The organism is Pseudonocardia acidicola, assembly GCF_012911935.1.
In the GTDB taxonomy this organism is placed as follows: Bacteria; Actinomycetota; Actinomycetes; order Mycobacteriales; family Pseudonocardiaceae; genus Pseudonocardia; species Pseudonocardia acidicola.
On sequence record NZ_JAAXLA010000028.1, the window covers coordinates 59,771 to 79,662 of the forward strand.

The window sequence follows — 19,892 nt, forward strand, 5'->3', positions numbered from 1 at the left end:
GCCCCGAGCTGTCCACAGCTTCGCAGGTCAGGCTGTCGGTGGCCGTTCGGCGCCGCGATCGTGGACGGTATGGCAGCCAAGGATGCGCTCGGCCGCCGCGGCGAGGACGTCGCGGTCGAGTACCTGGAGAGACGCGGTCTGGTCGTGCTGTCCCGGAACTGGCGGTGCCGGGAGGGTGAGCTCGATGTCGTCGCGACGGACGCCGACCGGTTAGTCGCTAGAATACACATGTGCGCGCTGGCGTCTACTTAAGAATCTCCCGGGACCAGCTCGGCGATGAGCTGGGCGTTGACCGTCAGCGCCAGGACGCCGACCGGCTCGTCACTGCCCGCGGTTGGCAGCTTGTCGATCACTACGTCGACAACGACATCAGCGCCGCCGGCAAGGTCCGCCGGCCCCGGTTCGAGGCCCTGATGCAGGACGTCGAAGGCGGGCGCCTCGACGTCGTGGTGGGCTGGACGCTCGACCGGATCTGCCGCACCGCCCGTGACCGGCTGCGCCTCCTTGAGCTAGGCCGTGAGCGAGGCCTGGTGATCAGCCTGGTCCGCGGATCTGACATGGACCTGTCGACCCCGGCGGGCCGGCTCGCCGCCGACATCCTGGGCGCGGCTGCTCAACACGAGATCGATGTGAAGGGGGATCGCCAGCGGCGGGCCGCTGAGCAGGCAGCCGCGCTCGGGAAGGCTCCATCCGGGCCGCGGGCCTTCGGCTTCACTCTCGACCGGTCTGCGCTCGTACCTGTCGAGGCCGCCGCGATCCGGGACGCATATCGCGCTGTGTTGGCCGGAGCGACCCTCGCCGGCATCGCCCGGCAGTGGAACGGCTCGGGACTGCGCAGCTCCCGTCACGCAGCCACTGAGCCCCCAAGATGGTCCGCCGAGACGGTCAAGGTCCTCCTGCTGAAAGCCCGCAACGCCGGGCTACGGGAACACCGGGACCAGGAGGTCGGCCCTGCGCGGTGGCCTGCGATCGTGCCCGAAGAGACCTACCGTGCCGCCGCCGCCCTGCTCACCGATCCAAACCGGCGTCAGTCGACGCCCGTGGGCCGCTACCTGCTCTCCGGAGTGGCCCGCTGCGGGGTGTGCAACCAGCCGGTTCAGGCCGGCTCCCGCCGGGGCACCTATCACTCCTACCGCTGTCGCTCCTTAGGGCACGTGGCGCGCCGGGGCGACGTGGTGGACGACCTGGTCTCGAAGGTCGTCATCGCCCGTCTGTCCCGGCCTGATGCCAGGGACCTCCTCGTTGACCACCAGCTCCCGGACGTCGAGGTGCTGCGCGAGAAGGCCCAGGCCCTGCGCACCCGGTTGGATGCCCTGGCCACCGAGTTCGCCGAGGGGGAGCTGACCGCGTCGCAGCTGCGCATCGCCACTGAGCGGCTGCGCACCAATCTGGCGGCGGCTGAGCGCGAGATCGCCGACGCCGGCCGGGTCGACGTGCTGGGCGACCTGGTGTCGGCCGGCGACGTCGCCGAGGCATGGGCGGCCATCGACACCGACCGGCAGCGCGCGGTCGTAGGCGCGCTCATGTCGGTCACGCTCATGCCGGTCGGCCGCGGCAGCCGCAGGTTCGACCCCGCGTCAGTTCGGATCGAACCACTCACCTGATCGAGTGAATCTGGCAGTCAATTTCTCAGGTGGGCACGATTGGACTGTGGCGGCGTGGCGTGACTACGCGTTCATTGTGACACACGAAATCTGCGCAATCGGGACAAGCTCTCTATCGGACGTCCGCTGTAGATGTCGTGACTTCCGCTGACTGCAGTGCACAGTAGGAGACACGAGCAGGTGCTTACAGCCTGCTTAGGTCCTACTCCGAAAATGGAGGTCCCTCCGTGGACACCAAGTACCACGTGGTCACGATCTCGGATACCGCCGAGGCTCTGAAGCTCTGCAGACGGACCGTCACTCGCCTGATCGAAAAGGGCGAGATCGCCTCTGTTCGTATCGGCGGGTCGGTTCGTATTCCCGTAAGCGAGCTCGAACGGCTGACCACCCCGCCACTGTCAGCGGCGTGACCGCCACGGCCGACCAAGGCGTTGACCTGCTGAACTGGGCCCAAGCGCTGGTTGCCCGCTGGCCGCCGCTTAGTCCCGCTCAGCGCGACCGCATCGCCCTTGCGCTGGGTCGAACCTGCTGCGCTCCCCAAGCCGCAAACGAATCCGAACTGCCCCCGGGACCGCAGCCCAGGGCCTGAAAAGAGGCCTGAAAAATGAACCCAGAAAGAGTGAGGGGTGGCTTCGCGACACTCGAAGCCACCACCCCGAACCACCAAACACCCAGCCCCGACCCGAGAGCTGCTGCGTCTCAGCATTCTATCCGGTCCGGCCGACCTGTTGCACGAGGTCGAGTTAGCCATCCGGCAGGCAGGCGCACCATGGCCACAATTGTCGTCCGCTGCCCACTTTGTCGCGGAGAGCACATTCACCGCCTCAGTGCGGCGGACGTCGCCGCCGGCCTGGTCGAGCGCCGCGCCGGCTGCAGCTGGCAGCGCATCACGGTCGTCCTGCTGGGCGAGGTCTCGGGCCGGGGGTCGGCATGAACGCCGGTTACGGCACCCAGGTCCGCGCCCGACGGTCTGCCGCATGGCGCTGCCCGCCTCTAGAGGACGGCCGGAAAGACCCACACGACCCGCCGCCGCGAAGCCGGTGGACCGAGCGCGAGCTGGAGAGCTGGCAGGCCGCGGGGGAGCACCTGCGCGCCCTTGGGCTCCCGCCGCTCTACCCGGCCAGCGTGTGGCGCGACGTCAGACGCGGCCGGTGCAGCTCATGTGGCGACAAGCTCAACCACCACAGGAGTGCCGCATGACGGCCCAGGACGGCGCCGCGATCTTCGAGAGACTGGCACGCCAGGGTGTCGGGGTTGACCGGCTGCGCCACGCGACCCTGGCCGGGACCGGACAGCTGCAGCCCGTCAGAAGCCCCCGCTCCGCTCCCCGTTCCTCCACGCCGGGGAACGGGGAGCACCCCGACCGAGATGACGCTCCGAAGGGCAGGCACCTGCGGGTCACGAGGGCGTCACAGGTGGCAATGCGGCGCGCCCGCTGGCTCTGGGACGGCCGGATCGTCGTCGGAGGCCTGAGCCTGCTCGCTGGCCGGGAGGGGCTGGGTAAGTCGACGATCGCCGTGGAACTCGTCGCCCAGGTAACTCGGGGCAAGCTCGACGGCGAGTTCATGGGCCAGCCGCGGAACGTGATCTACATCAACTCCGAGGATGCCAGGGACTACACGATCGTCCCCAGGCTCCTCGCTGCCGGTGCCGACCTGGACCGCGTGATCTTCCTGGACGCCATCAGTCCCACCGAGGACGGCGACATCACCGCGTCGATCGTCCTGCCGGTGGATGGGCAACTGCTCGCCGAGGTGATCACCGAGTGTGACGCCGCTCTTGTCGTCCTCGATGCCGCGACCTCGGTCCTGGACTCGCGCCTCGACGGCGACAAGGACCGTGCCATGCGCATCGGCCTTGAGCGGATCGCCCGTATCGGCGAGGAGACCAGTGCCGCCGTGCTCGGCATCGTGCATTTCGGCAAGCGCGAGAGCAGTGACACCGGAAAGCTCATCCTTGGCTCGATCGCGTGGTCCCAGGTCGCCCGTAGCGTCCTGGCTGTCGCTCGCGACCCCGAGACCGAGCACCTGATCATCTCCCGGGAGAAGGGCAACCTCGGCCGCCCGCCCGCGTCGCTCGCTGTACAGATCGTCAGCGCGTCTGTGAGCACGCCGGAGGGCACTGCGGACGTTGGTCGGGCCCAATGGCTCGGAGAGACCGACCAGCGGGCCAGCGACCTTCTCGGGGCCTCGGAGAGCGAAGGTCGTGTCGAGCAGAACACCGCCGAGGCGTGGCTGTCCGACTACCTGGAGGAGAACCGCAAAGCACCGTCCAGGGACGTAAAGCGCGCAGCCCGCGGAGCTGACATCAGCGAGCGAACGCTCCAGCGGGCTCGTGTGTCGCTCGGGGTGGTGGTGACCAACGAGGGGTTCCCGCGGGTGTCTATCTGGAGCCTCCCGGACAGTCGTGCCACCGGCAGCGGCAGTGGTGCTCGTGCACGTGAGAGTGGCACAACCGGCACGACTGGCTCTGACCAGGGCAAATGCAAACCCCCCTTTGGCGCCACTGCAGACCCTCGCTCACCAGTCGTGCCAGTCGTGCCAGCCCACATGCGCGAGGCACAGCTTGGCCTCACTGGCGCGACTCAGCCCCACCCCGGCCTCTGGCGCGTATCCGGTGAGCCGATCGATGACCCCGAGGAGAACTGACGTTGTTCAACACTGAGCCCTTCCCTCAGCCTCCCGAGGTCATCGACCTTCGGATGAGCCGTATCCGCGCCAGGATGGAAGTGCTGCGCGTCCTGCTGGAGTCCGATACCCCGTACACCTCGGACGATGTCACCGCCCTCGCCGCGGTGAACCGGGTCCTCGACCAGGTTGCCGCGGCCGAAGGCAGGTACGACGTCGAGTCCGTCACGACGACACTGCAGGTCGTCTTCCGGGAGCTGGCGGTCATCGAGGCGCTCATCATCCTGGAGCCGGCCGTCGGGGGCGCACGGTCATGATGTCGCCGCCGCTGGTGTCCGTCGCCTACTCCATCCCCAGGACCCGTGAAATCCGGGCCCTGCTCACCACGCAGCGCCACGAGCTCGACGACCTGCTTCGCGAAGTCGAGGACGGCCCACTTCCCGCGGACGAGGCGCTGACCGGCCACCTACGAGCAGCCCACGGCGCCCTCACTTCAGCCGCAATCCTGCTCGCCGCGGCTGAGGTGGGCATCGACCTCGTCGACCCGGCCGACCTCGACGTCACCACCGAGGCCGTCGATCTCGACGGAGACACCAAGGAGGCCGAACGATGACCAGCTGTCCGACATGCCACAAGCCGGTGGACCGGCCCGACCCGCATGGCCGGCACCCCGCCTGTACCGCGCACGTCGCCGATCAGATCGAAGCCAGGCCCTGCCTCAAATGCGGTGAACTCACCACTGTCCGAGTGGCGGACCCCGAGCCACCGGTCTGCACCTGGTGTGAAGCAGCGGAGAACGGCGTCATCCAGCCCGCCGCGCTCGGCCGGCCCCGAGCACCCCAGGACGCAGACCAGGCCATCGCCAAGTGGAGGAAGGCGCGATGAGCGCGTTGATCATCTATGGGCCGGTCAACGATGAGCCGTGGCAGGTCATCGAGTTGGCCGCCCCGGTAGCCACGCCACCCCCGACTGAAGCTCCACAGCAGCAGGAGCCGGTGGCCGACGGTGTCGTCATCTCCGCGCTGGTCGCCGCGCTGGCCGCGGGAGCCGGCGCGGGGTTGATCGCGGGCCAGCTGAGCCGGCTCGGTGTGCCGTCCAGCGTCGCCCGCGCGGTCGCCGACAACCTGTCTGGACCCTCGGGTAAGCCCAAGGTGGTCGGCGGACCGGCTCAACGCGCCCAGGATCGGCTCAACTTGACGAGACGGTCGCAGTACTTGGTCAACGCCGCACGGCGTGTCTACGCCACAGTGCAGGCCGGGAAGACCATCGCCGAGGCCATCGCCGCCGAGCGGGGGCACTTCGACGCCCACCGGCTTATGCAACAGCGGCGGCAGACCGCCGGCGCGGCGATGGACGCCGCAGCGCAGGAGCACGGCCCGGTCCTCGGGTGGAACGCCGTCCTCGATGGAAAGACCGACGCGGTCTGCGCCGCGCTCGACGGAAAGAACTTCTCGATCACCCACCCGCCGAAAGCCGGCCTGCCCGGTGCGGTGCATCCGTTCTGCCGGTGCACGGCCGGCCCACCACATCCCGGCGCACCGGTCGTCGGGCCCAAGACCAAGATCACTCTCTCGAAGGAGCTCACGATGGACAACTACCTCGACTTCGCCGTCGAGCAGGGCCACTACGGCGAGCTGCCCCCGATCGAGGCCCCCTGCTACGACCGATCCGGCCGTCGCCTCGACACCCCGGCCACGCCCGACTTCGACGACAAGTACGGGGCCCTCGCGCCGTCCCCCAGCCAGGAGACGATCGACGAGGTCGTCGCGCTCGCGCGGAACAACCCGCACCTCATGCCGTCGCTCAACGGGCTCTCCAAGCACGAGATCGCGAAGCGGATGCTCTCGGCCCGGGTCCGCGTCCCGGTCGGGTTCAACCCGGTCGACGGCTCCCGCGGCTTCCACGACCAGCAGCCCCAGCCCAACGCCGACCGCGTCTACACCCCGGAGGAGGTCGCGGCGACCAAGGCCGAGATGCGCGAGTTCGCCCGCGCCGCCGGGCTGCTCTGAGACACACGCTCATCTAGGACCACCACTCCGACCGCAGCGGAGTGGCATGCGGGTCAACTGCACCGCCCCGGTGCTCCCCCTCCGGGACCGCGGACCAGAAAGGGAGCGTGGGTCGCAGATGTCCTCGTCATCGCGGCTGCTAACACAGACGGCTCACCTGCCCGCCCGCTCCGGCTGGCCCGGTCCACGCGCCGGCGCCGGGCCAGCCGGACGGCCCAACACCAACGTTCAATCTCACCGCCCGAGAAAGGGCAACCCGGTGTACGTCTCAGCGAAGGTCGCCCCCGGTGTCCGCGTCGGCAGCCGGCTCACCGGCACAGGCTGCGGACCGATCCTCCTCGGCCTCATCGTCGCCGGCCTGCTGATCAAGTTCTGGTACGTCGTCCTCGGCCTGGTCGCCGTCCTGTGCGTCCTCGCCGCTACCAACCTCTACCTACAAGCCCAGCAGCGCACCCGCCGACACACCGACACCACACCCACTGACACACCAGCTGAGAAGCCCAGTGACACACCCAGTGACACCTAGCGAGCACACCCAGTGCGCACACCCAGTGCGCCCAGCTGAGCCTGCGACCCATCGCCCGCTGGGACCTTATGGACAGCCCACCCACTCGATGGACAGCCCACCCAGTCGCGGCCCCCGCCTCAGCGCGCTGAACCCCGTCCTACAGACCGAAGAGGGTGATCATGGCTAGAGCCATGTACGCCGTCCGGGAGATCGACCCGGACGTGGCCGCCATGCTGCGATCTGCTCGGCTGCGAGCCGGCTTGTCATCCCGGGACGCGGCCGAGGTCATCGGCTGCAACCGCAACACCTTGCTGCACCTGGAGAGAGCGGATCGAGCTCCGAGCGTGGCGCTGGCTGAGCGTGTGGCCGTCGTGTACCGGCTGACCGAGGACGAGTGCGCCCAGCTGATGTCAGTCGCTCGTCCCGGCGTGGGGTGGTCGTCGCCGTACAGCCGCACTCCCCACCGCCGTATCACAAACGACCGTATGCGGTACAGAGATTAGCGATCATGAGGCCGTGTGCTCGACCTGGGAGAACTCTGTCCCGTAACTCGTGCACGAAATCTATGTATCGCTCTACTGCTACACCACCGTTTTCGGTACACTTGACCATGTGGGATACCGGATCGGGTACGCACGGGTCAGCACCGAAGACCAGGACGCCTCGGCACAGCTCGATGCGCTGACGGCAGCTGGCTGCGACAAGATCTTCACCGACCACGCCTCCGGCAAGCTGGCCTCACGGCCCGGCCTGGACGAGGCCCTGGACAAGCTGCGCCCCGGCGACACGCTGGTGATCACCAAGCTGGACCGGCTCGGACGCAGCACCAAAAATCTGATCGAGCTTGCCGAGAAGCTGCGCGCCGACGGTGTGGACCTCATGGTGCTGCATCAGCACATCGACACCAGCACGCCGGCCGGTCGGATGTTCTTCACGGTCATCTCGGCCTTCGCCGAGTTCGAGCGCGACATGATCGCTGAGCGCACTCGGGAGGGCCTTGCCGCAGCCCGTGCACGTGGCCGCAAGGGTGGGCGCCGGCCCAAGCTCACCGGAGCCAAGCTCCAGCACGCTCGCGAGCTCTACGACGCCAAGACGCACACCGTCGAGGAGATCGCCCAGCTGCTCGGCGTCAGCCGTACCACCGTCTACCGCGCCCTGAGCGAGCGTGAGACGGCCCCACGCGAGTCCCGCACCTAGGAGGTCCGGAGTTGGTGAAGTGGCGAGGTGACGGCCTGGCCGGCCTGATGGTCGAGCTGGTCGACAGCGCCGGCAGCGAGGCAGACGACGGCGAGAAGGTCACCGTGACCCTCGACGGCGCCCTCTGGGATCGAGTCAAGCTCGTGGCCCAGCACGAGACGATGAACCGCCAGCGCGCACAGTCGATGGGAGTCCGATGACAGCCGACGAGCAGGAGATCAACCGCGAGTACGCACGCAAGCGCATCTGGGACGACTCCGCGGAAGGCATCACCGTCCATGACCCTGATCCGGTGACCCACTCGCAAGAGGCGATGCGCGTCCTGATGGAGCACGGTGTCGACGCCTATCAGGCCTACCTCGCCGGAGAGGCACACAGAGCCGGCTGAGAGCGCCGCTAACAAGATCAACGCCCGGCCTAGGGTCATTGGACCGGGCAGCGCCGTCGGTATACCGCCGTACGATCTAGGCAGGGTTCTCCAAACAGGGGGGTGGACGCCATCGCGTTCGATGCCGGCTCCATCGTCGCCACGCTGACCCTGGACAAGACCGGGTTCAGCAGCGATCTCGACACCGCCCGCCGGGAAGCCGCCGACTTCGCCCACGAGACCTACACCACGACGCTCAAGGCCAACACCGCCGGACTGTTCGCCGACATCACCAAGGCCAAGACCGAGCTGGACGCGCTCGACCGCAAAGACGTCACCGTCAAGGTCAACGCGGACACCAAAGCCGCCCAGCGTGACCTCGCCACCCTGTCCGGGACCGGTGGCCAGGTGTTCAATCCGCTCATCGCTGCCGGAGTGACCGCAGCCGCGGCCATCGCCGGCCCTGCCGCGCTCGGAGCCATCCCGATCGCGTTCGGCGCCGTCACGGCCGCGATCATGTCCAAGAACGACGAGGTGAAGGCCAGCTTCGTCGGCCTCGGGCACACCATCCTCACCGAGCTGCAGTCCGACACGGCGCCGCTGGTGCCCTACTTCACCACGATGATCGGCTCCATCGGCTCGGAGTTCGAGACGCTGCGCCCGCAACTGCGCGGCATCTTCGGCGACCTCGGCCCAGAGCTGACCACCCTGACCCACGGCGTCGAGAACCTGGCCTCCAACGCGATGCCCGGGCTGGTCGACACGGTCCGTACCGCCCAGCCGGTGATACGCGGCCTCGACGACCTACTGGCACAGACCGGTAGCGGGCTTAGCGGGTTCTTCTCCCAGCTCTCCACCGGCTCCGCCGACGCCGGCCGTTCCTTCAGCTCTCTCGGCGGGGTGGTGCACGACATCCTGCCCGCGCTGGGCCGGGACCTGGCCGATGCGGCCCCGGCGGCCACAAATCTGGTCAGCGTGCTCGGTCACGGGCTGGTCGGTGGCCTGCAGGCCGTCGACGGCGTGCTCACACTCGTGAATCCGCTGGTGAAGGTGTTCTCCGACGGGATCGGTGCGCTACCGACCCCGGTGGAGGCCGCGGCGGCGGCCATGGTGCTGTTCTCGGTCAAGAGCGGCGCCATGAACGACGTCCTGAAGACGGTCAAGACCGGCCTCTCCGACGTGCCGACCGTGTTCGCCAAGGCCGCGGACAGCGCCGACCGGTTCGGGTCGGTTGCCGGCACCGCCGCGGCCAGTGGGTCACTGCTCAAGACCGCCGGAGCCGGCATCCTGGGTGTCTTCGGCGGCCCGTGGGGGCTGGCCATCGGAGGGGCCGTCACCCTGCTCGGCTTCCTCGGCCAGCACAGCCAGGAGGCCGCTCAGCGCCAGCAGGAACTGGCTCAGGCGGGTGCGTCGGTCGCTGAGGCCCTGGCCAAGGCCAACGGCGTGATCACCGAGAACGTGCGCCAGACCGCCGCGCAGACGCTCGAACAGAAAGGCGTGCTGGCATCGGCGCAGCAGCTGGGCATCGCCCTGCCCACCCTGACTGATGCGCTGCTCGGACAGGGAGACGCCGCGAGCAAGCTGACCACCCAGCTGCACAACATCGTCGCCGCGCACACCGTCACCTACAACAGTGGCGATCAGGTCGTCACGATGCTCGACGACCAGGGCAAGGCCGCGCAGTCGGTGCTGGACAAGCTGGGCCCGCTCACTCAGGGGTTCGACCAGGACACGGCCGCGCAGCGCCGGGTGCAGTCGGCCACCCAGGACGCCACGACGGCGCTCACCAGCTACAACCAGAAGATCGCCGACCAGATCGGGCTACTGGCCACCGCCGCCGGCGCTGACGTGTCCTACCAACAGGCGCTGCTCAACGTGAAGCAGGCCGGCGACCAGGTGACATCGTCCACCCAGCAGTACGGGGCGGCCTCGGACCAGACGAAGTCCGCGGTGCTCAGCCAGGTGCACGCGGTACTGGACGCGGCGGACGCTGCCCAGAAGAAGGCCGAGGCCGACTACACCGGCACCGACGCCACCGAGAAGGCCACCCGCGGCGCGAACGCCTACGCCTTCCAGCTGGTGGAGATGGCCGCCGCCGCACAGGGCCCGGTCCGCTCGGCGCTGCTGGAGTACGTCAGCCACCTGTCCGACTCGGAGCTGCACGCGATCACCGCGGCGTCGGCCACCTCCGGGCTGCACACCCAGGTGATCACCCTGCCGGGCGGCAAGACGGTCACCATCGTCGCCGACACCGCGCAGGCCGCGGCCAACCTCGACGGGATCGCCACCCAGATGCAGGGCATCTCGGCGCTGGCCCAGCGCATCGACGCCGGTGCCAGCGGCCACTACGGGGTGTCCGTCGGCGGCGGCGTGCGGATGCAGAGCGAGGGCGGCATCGACGTCCGCCCGATGGCCGACGGCGGGGTGCTCGACATGCTTGCCCGCGCCCGCAGTCACCCCTCCAGCATCGCCACCATCGTGCCGCCGTCCACCCCGACGCTGATCGGGGACCGCCGCCACGGCAACGAGGCCTACATCCCGCTGGTCGACACCCCGCGCAGCCACGCCATCCTCGAAGCCGCCGCCGCGGCGATGAACCGCACCCTGCTGCCGACATCGGCCCAGGGCGCCTCCGCGGTGCCGATGGCCGACGGCGCGATCATCGCCCCGCAGGTAAACACCGCGCTGCAGGCCCAGCTAGGCGCCCCCGCCAGCTTCCGCCTGTCCACCGCGTTCCTCGACGCCGCGGTGGCGGGCCTGCAGGACTTCACCAACCAGCTCGGCCAGGCCGTGCAGAACGCGCTGGCCGCGCTCACCGTCACGGTCTCCGGGGTGCCGGCCTCACGCTCGGCCAACGTGGCCGCGGTGCAGCAGGTGGCCGCCACCTACGGCTGGGGCTCGGGCGCGATGTGGAACGACCTGGTGGCGGTGATCAACCGCGAGTCCGGGTTCAACAACACCGCCCAGAACCCGACGAGCACGGCCTACGGGATCTTCCAGTTCCTCGACTCGACCTGGGGCGCCTACGGGGCGGTCAAGACCTCCGACCCGCACGCCCAGGCCATGGCCGGGCTGCGCTACATCGCCCAGCGCTACGGCAGCCCGGCCGGCGCACTGGCGCATGAGAACGCCTTCGGCTGGTACGACTCCGGCGGCCTGCTGCAGCCCGGGCTGACCCTGGCGTTCAACGGCACCGGCCGCCCGGAGCCGGTGTTCACCGGCGACGAGTTCGACCAGATGGTGACCGGCACCCAGGGCCGCGGCGGGGACGGGTCGGGTCTGATCGACACCCTCCGCGATGAGATCCGCGGGCTGCGCAAGGACCTGGCTACCCGGCCGAGCATCAACGTCTACCCGCGCGAGGCCCAGTCCGAAGAGTCCATCGCCGCCATGGTCCAACGCCGCTTCGAGTTCCAAGCCAGGATCGGGCTCTAAGCCCTTAGACCGGTTGGCGAACGCCAAGACACCCGGAGAGGACCGATGACCGGCTTCACAGCACACGCCGACCGCCAGTGCAGCCCACCCAAGCCGGTCAGGCTGCCGCACGACCTCATCGATGCCGTGATCGATCGGGCCACCCGGGAAGGCCTCACCCGCAGCCAGGCCCTGGCGACCCTGATCGAGTTCGCCCTCACCGAGATGCCGGCGGGGTGGCGCGGAGACACCACGGCTCGCCGCAAGCCCTCTGCCCGCTCGTCCCGGCCCGAGCTCGACCTCAGCGGGCTGCCGCCGCGTCCGCTGGGGGTCCGGCCTGGTCGCGCAGACGAGGGCCAGTAGAGCGGGTCAATCGGCGGGGATGGTCGGTGCCCGACCCGGAGGCCCCTCGACCGCGTGCCAGGCCAGCCCACGGTAGGCCAGCCACGCCATCACACCCAGCAGGCCGGCTTGCTCAGCCAAACCCAGCAGCACCTCGGCCCGGTCGCGCACCGCGCGCCAGGTCTCAGCCGGCAGCGCCAGCAGGTCATCACCGCCCATGTCCTCGGCCGCGATCGCCTCGTCGCTCTGCTCCGGAGCGAGCCGGTACCGCGCCCGCAGACCACGGCTCCAAGTGAGCTGCTTGCGCCCCTGGCTGGCCTGTTCGTACTCAAACCAGGCCTCCAGGTCGTCGGCCAGCCCCGTAGCCAGGCCGTCACGCAGGATCTGAAACGGCGAGCGGCTACCCCGCCGGCCGTCCTTGTTGACCTGACCCGCAGCCTCCAGACTCACCTTCGTCAAGTAGCCGGCCAGGGCGTCCCCCGAGCCGATGCTGATCACCCTCGCGTCCAGGCCACCCGAGTGCTCCAGCGCGGTGTAGCCACGGCGAGCCAGGGCCCGCTCCCACCGGGCGAACCACCGCCCGCCCAGCTCAGCCAGCATCTCCGCCGACAGTGGAATGTCGGTGATGACCAGGACGTGCGCGTGCGGGTGCCAGCCGTGCAGCTGCGAGCGGGTCACCTCGACCGCGCAGCACCACCCCTCGATGCCGAACCGCTCCCGCTCCCGCTGATACGCCTTGCCCGACACCACCCGCGACCAGGCGTAACGCAGCGCGTCCCAGGAGTCCGCCAGCCGATGCCCCCGGTTATGCCGCAACGTCAGGCTGATCAGGCCCCCACCGCCGCCCTGAGCCACCGCTGCCTCGACCACGCTGCGGATCTCCTCCGCCCGCCGAGCACCGATCTTGCGCGCACACGTCGAGCACGCCCACACCGAACCGCACGACACCAACCCGGCAAACCCAGCCCGACGGTCCGCGCCCTCACCGGACACCCGCAGCGTTGGCCCAGCTCCCTCGTGCGCCACCCGACCACACGCCCGGACCCTGGGCAACGTCGACAACTCCCACAGCCGCCGACGCAACACCCACGCCTCGTCACGCCGCTCCCGCCGGGCGTCCACGTCCGCGAGGGAACGATTATTCGCATACTTACCGAGCCCGGCTCGCTGCGCTCGCCGGCGCCCCGCGCCCCGACCTTCGGCCGGCGCGGGGCGGTGCGGCTGCTGCGTCGCCAGGACGGTCACGCGCCACGCTCCACTGCAGACACGAACGCCGCGTAGGAGCCGATCCACGGGGCACGGATGCGCGAGAGCGGGCGGCCAGGCCAGGTCAGCAGCGCGATGCCGGGTGGGGCGGTGGTGTGCGCCCCGGCCAGGTCGTCGGCGTCGGAGTGCAGCAGCTTCACCGTGTCCGGGCTGTCCACCCGGAACGACAGCCGACCGGCCGCCTGCGCCCGCTCAGCGGCCCCCACAATGGCCGCCTCGGCCCGCTGCGCGGCGATCACGACCCGAAACCCGACCTTGTGGCTCTCGGCCAGCAGGCGGGCAACCAGGGCCCGCACCCGCTTGCCCTGCTTGGTGTCGGCGGCGTCGAGCGCGCGCAGCGTGGCCGGGTACTCGTCCAGCACCACCACGATCAGCGGCACGCCCGGCCCGGTGGCCATGATGTCCCGGTCCGCGGGCATCACGGTTAGCCGGTGGTCCATCTCCGCGACGAGACCGGCCAGCACCTTCTCGATGCGGTCGAGATCGGCCAGCCCGCACGTCTGATGCTCGCCATGCCGGGTACCGGCGAACGGGCGCAGGGTCAGCCCGGACGGGTCGACACCGGCCACGGTCACGTCGTCGTCGCTGGCCAGCTGGGCGATCAGCGCATACAGGAACGCGGACTTGCCCGAGCGGGTCTGCCCCTGCACCACAAGGTGGGGCAGCTCCACCGGCTCGACCCGCACCTCGCAGCCCGCCTCGTCACGACCCAGCAGCACCCCGCCACGGGCCGGGGTGAGGTCGAGCGGCAGCACCGCATCCAACGGGTCCGCGGCCAGCAGCTCGATACGCGCGTACGTCAGCCCGCGCGGCTCGATCCGCAGCGCCACCGCGCCCAGGTGGCCGGCCAGCCGGTAGGAGGCCCGGCGCAGGTCGCCCACCAGCTGGCCGGGCAGCAGGCGGGCCACCAACACGGTGGGCGGGCCGAGGACGACGCTCACCAGCGGCGGCGTGGACACCGTGACCCCGGACGGGGTGTCGACCTGTCGGCACACGCCGGCGCCTTCGCAGGCTTCCCGCCACGCCCAAACCAGCCGGTCGGCCTCCAGCTCATCGAGACGGTGCTCCCGGTGGCGACGGAACCATCCGCGAAAGCCCGAAGGCCCGACCGCAGTGGCCGGGCCTCCAGGGTCGGGATGCAGCGCGGTCATGCCGCTGCCTGCGGCTTGGATGACGCCGCGGTCTCGACGCTCTCGGCGACCAGCGACACCCGGGCCTGCCCGGACGCGCGGTCGACGTAGATGCGGGCCGTGACACCGGTGAAGCGCACCGGGCGGTACTTGGGCGGGTTGGGCTCGTCCGCGGACGGCACCGTCACGCCCACGACCTCGGCGCGGCGGGCGTCGTCGTCGTCGACCAGGACGTCGATGACCCACAGTGGCTGGCCGGTGGCCTCGTCCTTGGCCTGGTTGCCACTGGCCTTGCGGGAGCCGTCGGACAGCTCGACGTACTCGGCCTTGCTGCTGACCTTGCCGGTGGCGATCAGGTCGAGACGGGACAGGTCGACAGGGATGGTGCGCATAGTTGATCTCCAGATGTGAGCGATGGTGAACAGCCGCCGTCGGCCGGCGGACACAGAAGTCAGCGGGAGTCAGATCCGCGGGATGGAAACCAGGGCGAGTGGGACGCCAAACGCGTCGGCCGGCGGTTCCCCGGCTCCCCGCCCCTGGCCACGCTCTTGCTCCGCCACCACGGCCTCAAGGGCGCCTGACGGCGTCGCTGCGCGATCGGCTGCGCCGGCCCCTTGACCCCGCGGCGTCGTCGACAAGATCAGCCAGTGTCGGGGAGCCGGGGGAGGTGTGCAGGTCCTCCACGTACGGGGTCCGCTGCATCACCTGAGTGGCCCCAGCCGGAACCGCCAGCGCGAGGACGTCCTCACCGGTGCCCATCGCGGTGAGCAGATGTGGGCGCAGGAAGTCGCGCTGCTCGGGGCTGAGCCGGTCGGAGAAGTAGATGAACACGCCACGCGCCAGCTCCCGGACCGCCACCGCATCCCGGGAGTCCAGATGCATCACAAGCTCGCGCGGCTGCTGGTCGCTAGATGGCGCGCTGGATACGCTCCTCATGGGCCAGGGTCCTCTCCTGGTCAAGGGCCCGGGGCCAGGTGTTGGCGCACCTGCCGGGCCCGTCTTGCCGAATCCTGTGCGGTTCGGCAACCGGCCTAGACAAACTCGTCGTCTGCGAGGTCAAGACCCGGTCCGGTACGGGGTTCGGGGAGCCGGCCGAGGCGGTGACCGGCCGCAAGGCCGCCCGTATCCGCCGGGTCACCCACGCCTGGCTGGCCGCGCACCGGGTGCGCTGGTGCGAGATCCGCTTCGACGTGGTCGCGGTCCTGCTCGAACCGGGCAGGCCCGCCACCCTGCAGCACTACGAGGCGGCGTTCTGATGGCCGGCCTCGCGCGGGCCTGGTCGGTCGCGCTGCGCGGTGTCGACGGGCAGGTGGTCGAGATCGAGGCGGCGATCGGCGGTGGGTTGCCGGGGGTCCACCTGGTGGGGCTGCCCGATGCAGCGCTGCACGAGTCGAAGGACCGGGTACGGGCCGCAGTGGTGAACTCCGGGCGGACCTGGCCGAACGAACGGATCGTGCTGGCGCTGTCACCGGCCACGCTGCGCAAGACCGGGTCGGCGTTCGATCTGGCTCTCGCCTGCTGCGTGCTCGCGGCCGGTGGGGCGGTGGCACAGGCGACGCTCGACCGCACGGTGCTGCTGGGTGAGCTCGCGCTCGACGGCCGGCTGCGGCCGGTCCGCGGGGTGCTCCCGTGCCTGCTCGCCGCCCGCGCAACCGGTCTGGAGCGGGTCGTGGTGCCGGCGGCCACCCTGCCGGAAGCGGCCTTGGTCGACGGTCTGGACGTCTTCGGCGCCGACACTCTCAGTGACGTGCTGGCCTGGCTGGCCGGTGACGTGGCGCTGCGCCGCCCCGGCCCGGTCGCCGCCGGCGCCCCCGTCGCGCCTCCGGATCTCGCCGACGTGATGGGGCAGCCCGACGCCCGGCACGCCCTCGAGGTCGCCGCGGCCGGCGGCCACCACCTGCTCATGGTCGGACCGCCGGGGACGGGCAAGACGATGCTCGCGCAGCGGATCACCGGCCTGCTACCCGAGCTCGATCCCGACGACGCACTGCAACTCGCCGCGATCCGGTCGGTCGCCGGGCGGCTGCCCGACGACGGCCCGCTGAGCACGGTGGCGCCCTTCGTCGCACCGCACCACTCGACGTCGATGGCGGCGCTGGTGGGCGGCGGCAGCGGGACAGCGCGGCCGGGGGCGGTGTCGCTCGCCCACCGCGGGATCTTGTTCCTCGACGAGTGCGCCGAGTTCGGGCCGCACCTGCTCGAGTCGCTGCGCACCCCTCTGGAGGAGGGGGAGGTGCGGCTGGCCCGGGCCGAGGGGACCGTCCGGTATCCGGCCCGTTTCCAGTTGATCCTCGCCGCGAACCCGTGCCCGTGCGCGCCGGCGCACGACCGCGACTGCGTCTGCCCCTCGCTGGCCCGGCGCCGCTACCTCGGCAGGCTCTCCGGGCCGCTGCTCGACCGGGTCGACCTACGGACCCGGATGCTGCCCGTGACCGCACTGACCGGGCTGGGCGACGGTGCGGAGAGCACCGCGACGGTGCGGGCCCGGGTGCAGGCGGCCCGGGCGGCGGCCGCCGCCCGCTGGGCCGAGCACGGCTGGCGCACGAACGCCGAGGTTCCGGGCCCGGCACTGCGCACCCGGTTCCCGCTGCCGCGCTCGGTCACCCGTCCGCTGGATGCGGGCCTGCGGGCGGGGGAGCTGACCGCCCGTGGAGCCGACCGGGCGTTGCGGGTCGCCTGGACGCTGGGGGATCTCGCCGGGCTGGACCGGCCCCGGCGGGAGACGGTGGAGAGTGCGCTGTACTTCCGGGATCGGCGGGCGGCATGAGCGAGCGTGCGAGCGAATCATCGGCGCTGGGCGAGCGTGCGAGCGAATCATCGGCGCTGAGCGAGCGTGCCGGTGAGCCGCGCTGCACCGCCGCTCCGGCACCGGAGGTGCTGCTGGCCCGGGCCTACCTCTCCCGGGTCGCCGAACCGCCTGCCGCAGCGCTGGTGCGTTTCGTGGAGCAGGTGGGGCCGGTCGAGGCCGCGGCCCGGGTGCGTCGGGGCGCCGTGCCGGAGCAGGTGGCCGGCGTGACCGCGGCGCGGCGGGCCGTCGACCGGGCCGAGGCCGACCTGGCGGCCGCCGAGGCGGTGGGCGGCCGGTTACTCGTCCCGGAGGACCCGGACTGGCCGACGTGGGCGTTCGCCGCGTTCGCGCTCACCGGAGATCCGGAGCTCGCCCCGCCGGTGGCGTTGTGGACGCGGGGCCCAGGGCGGTTGGCGCAGTTGTGCGAGCGCGCGGTGGCCGTGGTCGGGGCGCGCGCGGCGACCGGCTATGGCGTGCACGTCGCCGGTGAGGTCGCCGCGGGCCTCGCCGACCGCGGCCACGCCGTCATCTCCGGCGCCGCGATCGGGGTCGACGGCGCGGCGCACCGGGGGGCGCTCGCGGTGGAGGGCCCGACCGTGGCGGTCCTCGCCTGCGGGGTCGACCGTGCCTACCCGGCGTCGCACACCGCGCTGCTGCGCCGCATCGGCGAGGTCGGACTCGTGGCCACCGAGTACCCGCCGGGGGCGGTCCCCGCCCGGCACCGGTTCCTGGTGCGCAATCGGCTGCTCGCGGGGATGGCCGAGGGCACTCTCGTCGTGGAGGCGGGTGTGCGCAGCGGTGCCCAGCGCACGGCAGCCGACGCCCGCGCCCTCGGCCGTCTGGTCATGGCGGTACCCGGCCCGGTGACGTCCGGCATGTCCGCGGGCTGTCATGAGCTGATCCGCGCGGGCGCCCTGCTGGTCGCCCGCGCGGAGGAGGTGTTGGAGGCGGTCGGCCGGCTCGGCATCGATCTCGCCACCGCGCCGGCCCGTCCGTTGCGACCGACCGACGGCCTCGACGCGGTTCAGACCCTGGTCTACGACGCGCTCCCCGCCCGTGCCGCCCGCGACACCCGGTGGCTGACCATCGAGGCCGGGGTGCCGGCCGGGGCCGTGCGGCCGGCGCTGGTCGAGTTGGAGCGCCGTGGCCTCGCCGAGTACCGGGACGGGCGCTGGCAGCGCCCCTCCCGGAGGCGGCCCCTGGAGGGTTGAGGCAACGTGGGCCTCGTCACGGGCCGGCGCGGTATCGATGTGCCCTGATCGGGGAACAGGCCTGCAGAACGAAGGGGGAACCGATGGCGGCGGCGCTACCGACGGCGAACCGGTCCGGATCGGCGCCGCGTACGGCCTCCTCGGTCAGCGAGACCCTGCGCAGGCTGCTCGCCGCCGGCGACCTCGACCTCCCCCGGCCCGCGGGCGGCCAGACCGGCCGTCGATGGGCGGCTCTGGCGGGATGGGGCAGGTCGGACCTCGCGCTGGCGCGGCTCGCCGAGGGGCACACCGACGCTGTCGCGATCCTCGCCGAGGCCGGACGGCCGGTGGTCCCCGGTGCGCTCTACGGCGTCTGGGCGGCCCGGCCCGGAGGGGTGGGCGCCCGGCTGGAACGGCGCACCGGCGGTCTGGTGCTCGACGGGACCGTTCGCTACTGCTCGGGGGCGACCTCCCTGGACCGGGCACTGGTCGTCGCCGACCCGGAGGGCGCCGGCACGGGCGCCCCGGTGCTCGTCGACGTCGGGCTGGCCCACCGCGGTGTGCACCCGGACCCGGCCTCCTGGCAGGCCGCGGGCATGGACGCCGCGGACACCCTCGACGTCCGGTTCGACGCGGTGCCCGTGGACACACAGCTGGGTGGCCCCGGCTGGTACACCGGGCGGCCCGGGTTCATCGTCGGTGGAGCGGGCGTCGCCGCGGTCTGGTGGGGCGGGGCTGCCGGCCTGCTCGACAAGGCCCGGTTCCACCTGGAACGGGGGCCCGGCCCCGACGCCCATCAGCTCGCGCACCTGGGAGAACTGCACGCCCTGCTCGCGGCAGCGGATGCGCTGCTGCAGCGCACGGCGACCGAGATCGACGCAGCGCCGGCCGCCGACCATCGCCTGGCCGTGGCCACTGTGCGGACGGTGGTCGAGCGGGCCGCCCGAGAGGTCGTCGACCGGGTACCGCGGATCCTCGGCCCCACCCCGTTGAGCCGCGACGCCGCGCTGGCCCGGCAACTCGTCGACCTGCAGATCTACCTGCGCCAGCACCACGGCGAACGCGATCATGCCGCACTCGGCGCCCAGCTCCTCGACCTTCCGGAGGCACCGTGAGCACCACGCGTCCGGCCGCGCCCGCGGCCGAGGAGCAGCGGCCGATCACTCCCGTCGAGGACTGGTCGGCCGCACTGCGACAGCGTCGGCTGCCCACGTTCGACCCGGCCGCACACGACCACCTCGTCGTCCTCGCCGCTCATCCGGACGACGAGACGCTCGGCGCGGGGGGCTGCCTGCGGGCCGCTCACCGCGCGGGTGCCCGGGTCACGCTCGTCGTGGCCACCGACGGGGAAGCGGCCTATCCCGGGCTCGACAGCGCCGGGCGCGGCGCTCTGGCCGGGGCCCGCCGCGCGGAGCTGCACGCCGCGCTGGCCGAGGGCGGCGTGCAGCTC

Annotated in this window: 22 protein-coding genes and 1 pseudogene; 19 read left to right on the top strand and 4 right to left on the bottom strand. The window is 71.3% G+C overall.

Annotation, left to right across the window (positions count from 1 at the left end):
- Positions 1-69: 69 nt before the first annotated feature.
- The 14 genes and pseudogenes from HF526_RS16500 to HF526_RS16565 form a co-directional block, all read left to right on the top strand.
- Positions 70-216, top strand: a pseudogene (locus HF526_RS16500) (YraN family protein); the annotation flags it as partial.
- Between the two features lie 14 nt (positions 217-230).
- Entirely contained in the window at positions 231-1,604 is a 1,374-nt protein-coding gene (locus HF526_RS16505; RefSeq protein ID WP_169382332.1) for a recombinase family protein, read from the top strand.
- Positions 1,605-1,831: 227 nt separating this feature from the next.
- A complete protein-coding gene (locus tag HF526_RS36420) occupies positions 1,832-2,014 on the top strand; it encodes a helix-turn-helix domain-containing protein (protein WP_169382333.1) in 183 nt (60 codons plus the stop codon).
- 786 nt (positions 2,015-2,800) lie between these two features.
- On the top strand, positions 2,801-4,252 hold the full coding sequence (locus HF526_RS16515; RefSeq protein ID WP_169382334.1) for an AAA family ATPase: 1,452 nt from the start codon (positions 2,801-2,803) through the stop codon (positions 4,250-4,252).
- A gap of 53 nt (positions 4,253-4,305) precedes the next feature.
- On the top strand, positions 4,306-4,548 hold the full coding sequence (locus HF526_RS16520) for a hypothetical protein (protein WP_169382335.1): 243 nt from the start codon (positions 4,306-4,308) through the stop codon (positions 4,546-4,548).
- Complete coding sequence (locus HF526_RS16525; protein WP_211177317.1) at positions 4,548-4,844, top strand: hypothetical protein; 297 nt, start codon at positions 4,548-4,550, stop codon at positions 4,842-4,844. The genes HF526_RS16520 and HF526_RS16525 overlap by 1 nt, the downstream gene beginning before the upstream one ends.
- Positions 4,845-5,112: 268 nt before the next feature.
- Positions 5,113-6,240 (top strand): phage minor head protein, encoded by a 1,128-nt coding sequence (locus HF526_RS16530; protein ID WP_169382337.1) that lies wholly within the window; start codon positions 5,113-5,115, stop codon positions 6,238-6,240.
- Between the two features lie 259 nt (positions 6,241-6,499).
- Positions 6,500-6,766 carry a hypothetical protein gene (locus HF526_RS16535; protein ID WP_169382338.1) on the top strand — a complete coding sequence of 89 codons (267 nt, stop codon included), beginning with the start codon at positions 6,500-6,502 and terminating at the stop codon, positions 6,764-6,766.
- Positions 6,767-6,978: 212 nt separating this feature from the next.
- A complete protein-coding gene (locus HF526_RS37460; protein WP_420821626.1) occupies positions 6,979-7,251 on the top strand; it encodes a helix-turn-helix transcriptional regulator in 273 nt (90 codons plus the stop codon).
- 109 nt (positions 7,252-7,360) lie between these two features.
- Positions 7,361-7,945, top strand: a complete 585-nt coding sequence (locus HF526_RS16545; RefSeq protein ID WP_169382340.1) for a recombinase family protein — start codon at positions 7,361-7,363, stop codon at positions 7,943-7,945.
- A 14-nt stretch (positions 7,946-7,959) separates the two neighbouring features.
- Entirely contained in the window at positions 7,960-8,145 is a 186-nt protein-coding gene (locus HF526_RS16550) for a hypothetical protein (RefSeq protein WP_169382341.1), read from the top strand.
- Positions 8,142-8,333, top strand: a complete 192-nt coding sequence (locus tag HF526_RS16555) for a hypothetical protein (RefSeq protein ID WP_169382342.1) — start codon at positions 8,142-8,144, stop codon at positions 8,331-8,333. The genes HF526_RS16550 and HF526_RS16555 overlap by 4 nt, the downstream gene beginning before the upstream one ends.
- Positions 8,334-8,435: 102 nt before the next feature.
- On the top strand, positions 8,436-11,747 hold the full coding sequence (locus HF526_RS36960) for an aggregation-promoting factor C-terminal-like domain-containing protein (RefSeq protein ID WP_169382343.1): 3,312 nt from the start codon (positions 8,436-8,438) through the stop codon (positions 11,745-11,747).
- 45 nt (positions 11,748-11,792) lie between these two features.
- Positions 11,793-12,089, top strand: a complete 297-nt coding sequence (locus tag HF526_RS16565) for a hypothetical protein (RefSeq protein WP_169382344.1) — start codon at positions 11,793-11,795, stop codon at positions 12,087-12,089.
- A 6-nt stretch (positions 12,090-12,095) separates the two neighbouring features.
- On the opposite strand, the gene HF526_RS16570 is transcribed toward HF526_RS16565, so the two are convergent.
- From HF526_RS16570 to HF526_RS16585, 4 genes are all read right to left on the bottom strand, one after another.
- Complete coding sequence (locus HF526_RS16570; protein ID WP_239028763.1) at positions 12,096-12,938, bottom strand: protein rep; 843 nt, start codon at positions 12,936-12,938, stop codon at positions 12,096-12,098.
- A 371-nt stretch (positions 12,939-13,309) separates the two neighbouring features.
- The gene (locus HF526_RS16575; protein ID WP_169382346.1) at positions 13,310-14,329 is read right to left on the bottom strand and encodes an FtsK/SpoIIIE domain-containing protein; all 1,020 of its coding nucleotides are present in this window, start codon (positions 14,327-14,329) and stop codon (positions 13,310-13,312) included.
- A gap of 152 nt (positions 14,330-14,481) precedes the next feature.
- Positions 14,482-14,856: a hypothetical protein gene (locus tag HF526_RS16580; RefSeq protein ID WP_169382347.1), complete on the bottom strand. Its 375-nt coding sequence runs from the start codon at positions 14,854-14,856 to the stop codon at positions 14,482-14,484.
- 175 nt (positions 14,857-15,031) lie between these two features.
- Entirely contained in the window at positions 15,032-15,346 is a 315-nt protein-coding gene (locus tag HF526_RS16585; RefSeq protein WP_169382348.1) for a hypothetical protein, read from the bottom strand.
- 29 nt (positions 15,347-15,375) lie between these two features.
- On the opposite strand from HF526_RS16585, the gene HF526_RS37465 reads away from it, so the two are divergent.
- The 5 genes from HF526_RS37465 to HF526_RS16610 form a co-directional block, all read left to right on the top strand.
- Positions 15,376-15,720, top strand: coding sequence for a YraN family protein (locus HF526_RS37465; protein ID WP_169382349.1), 345 nt, complete (start codon positions 15,376-15,378; stop codon positions 15,718-15,720).
- Positions 15,720-17,231, top strand: coding sequence for a YifB family Mg chelatase-like AAA ATPase (locus HF526_RS16595; protein ID WP_169382350.1), 1,512 nt, complete (start codon positions 15,720-15,722; stop codon positions 17,229-17,231). Before HF526_RS37465 ends, HF526_RS16595 begins: the two co-directional genes overlap by 1 nt.
- The gene (gene dprA / locus HF526_RS16600; protein WP_169382351.1) at positions 17,228-18,463 is read left to right on the top strand and encodes a DNA-processing protein DprA; all 1,236 of its coding nucleotides are present in this window, start codon (positions 17,228-17,230) and stop codon (positions 18,461-18,463) included. The genes HF526_RS16595 and dprA overlap by 4 nt, the downstream gene beginning before the upstream one ends.
- Before the next feature lie 83 nt (positions 18,464-18,546).
- On the top strand, positions 18,547-19,557 hold the full coding sequence (locus tag HF526_RS16605; protein WP_169382352.1) for an acyl-CoA dehydrogenase family protein: 1,011 nt from the start codon (positions 18,547-18,549) through the stop codon (positions 19,555-19,557).
- On the top strand, positions 19,554-19,892 hold a 339-nt coding region (locus HF526_RS16610), incomplete at its 3' end, for a PIG-L family deacetylase (RefSeq protein ID WP_338051527.1). The genes HF526_RS16605 and HF526_RS16610, both read left to right, overlap by 4 nt.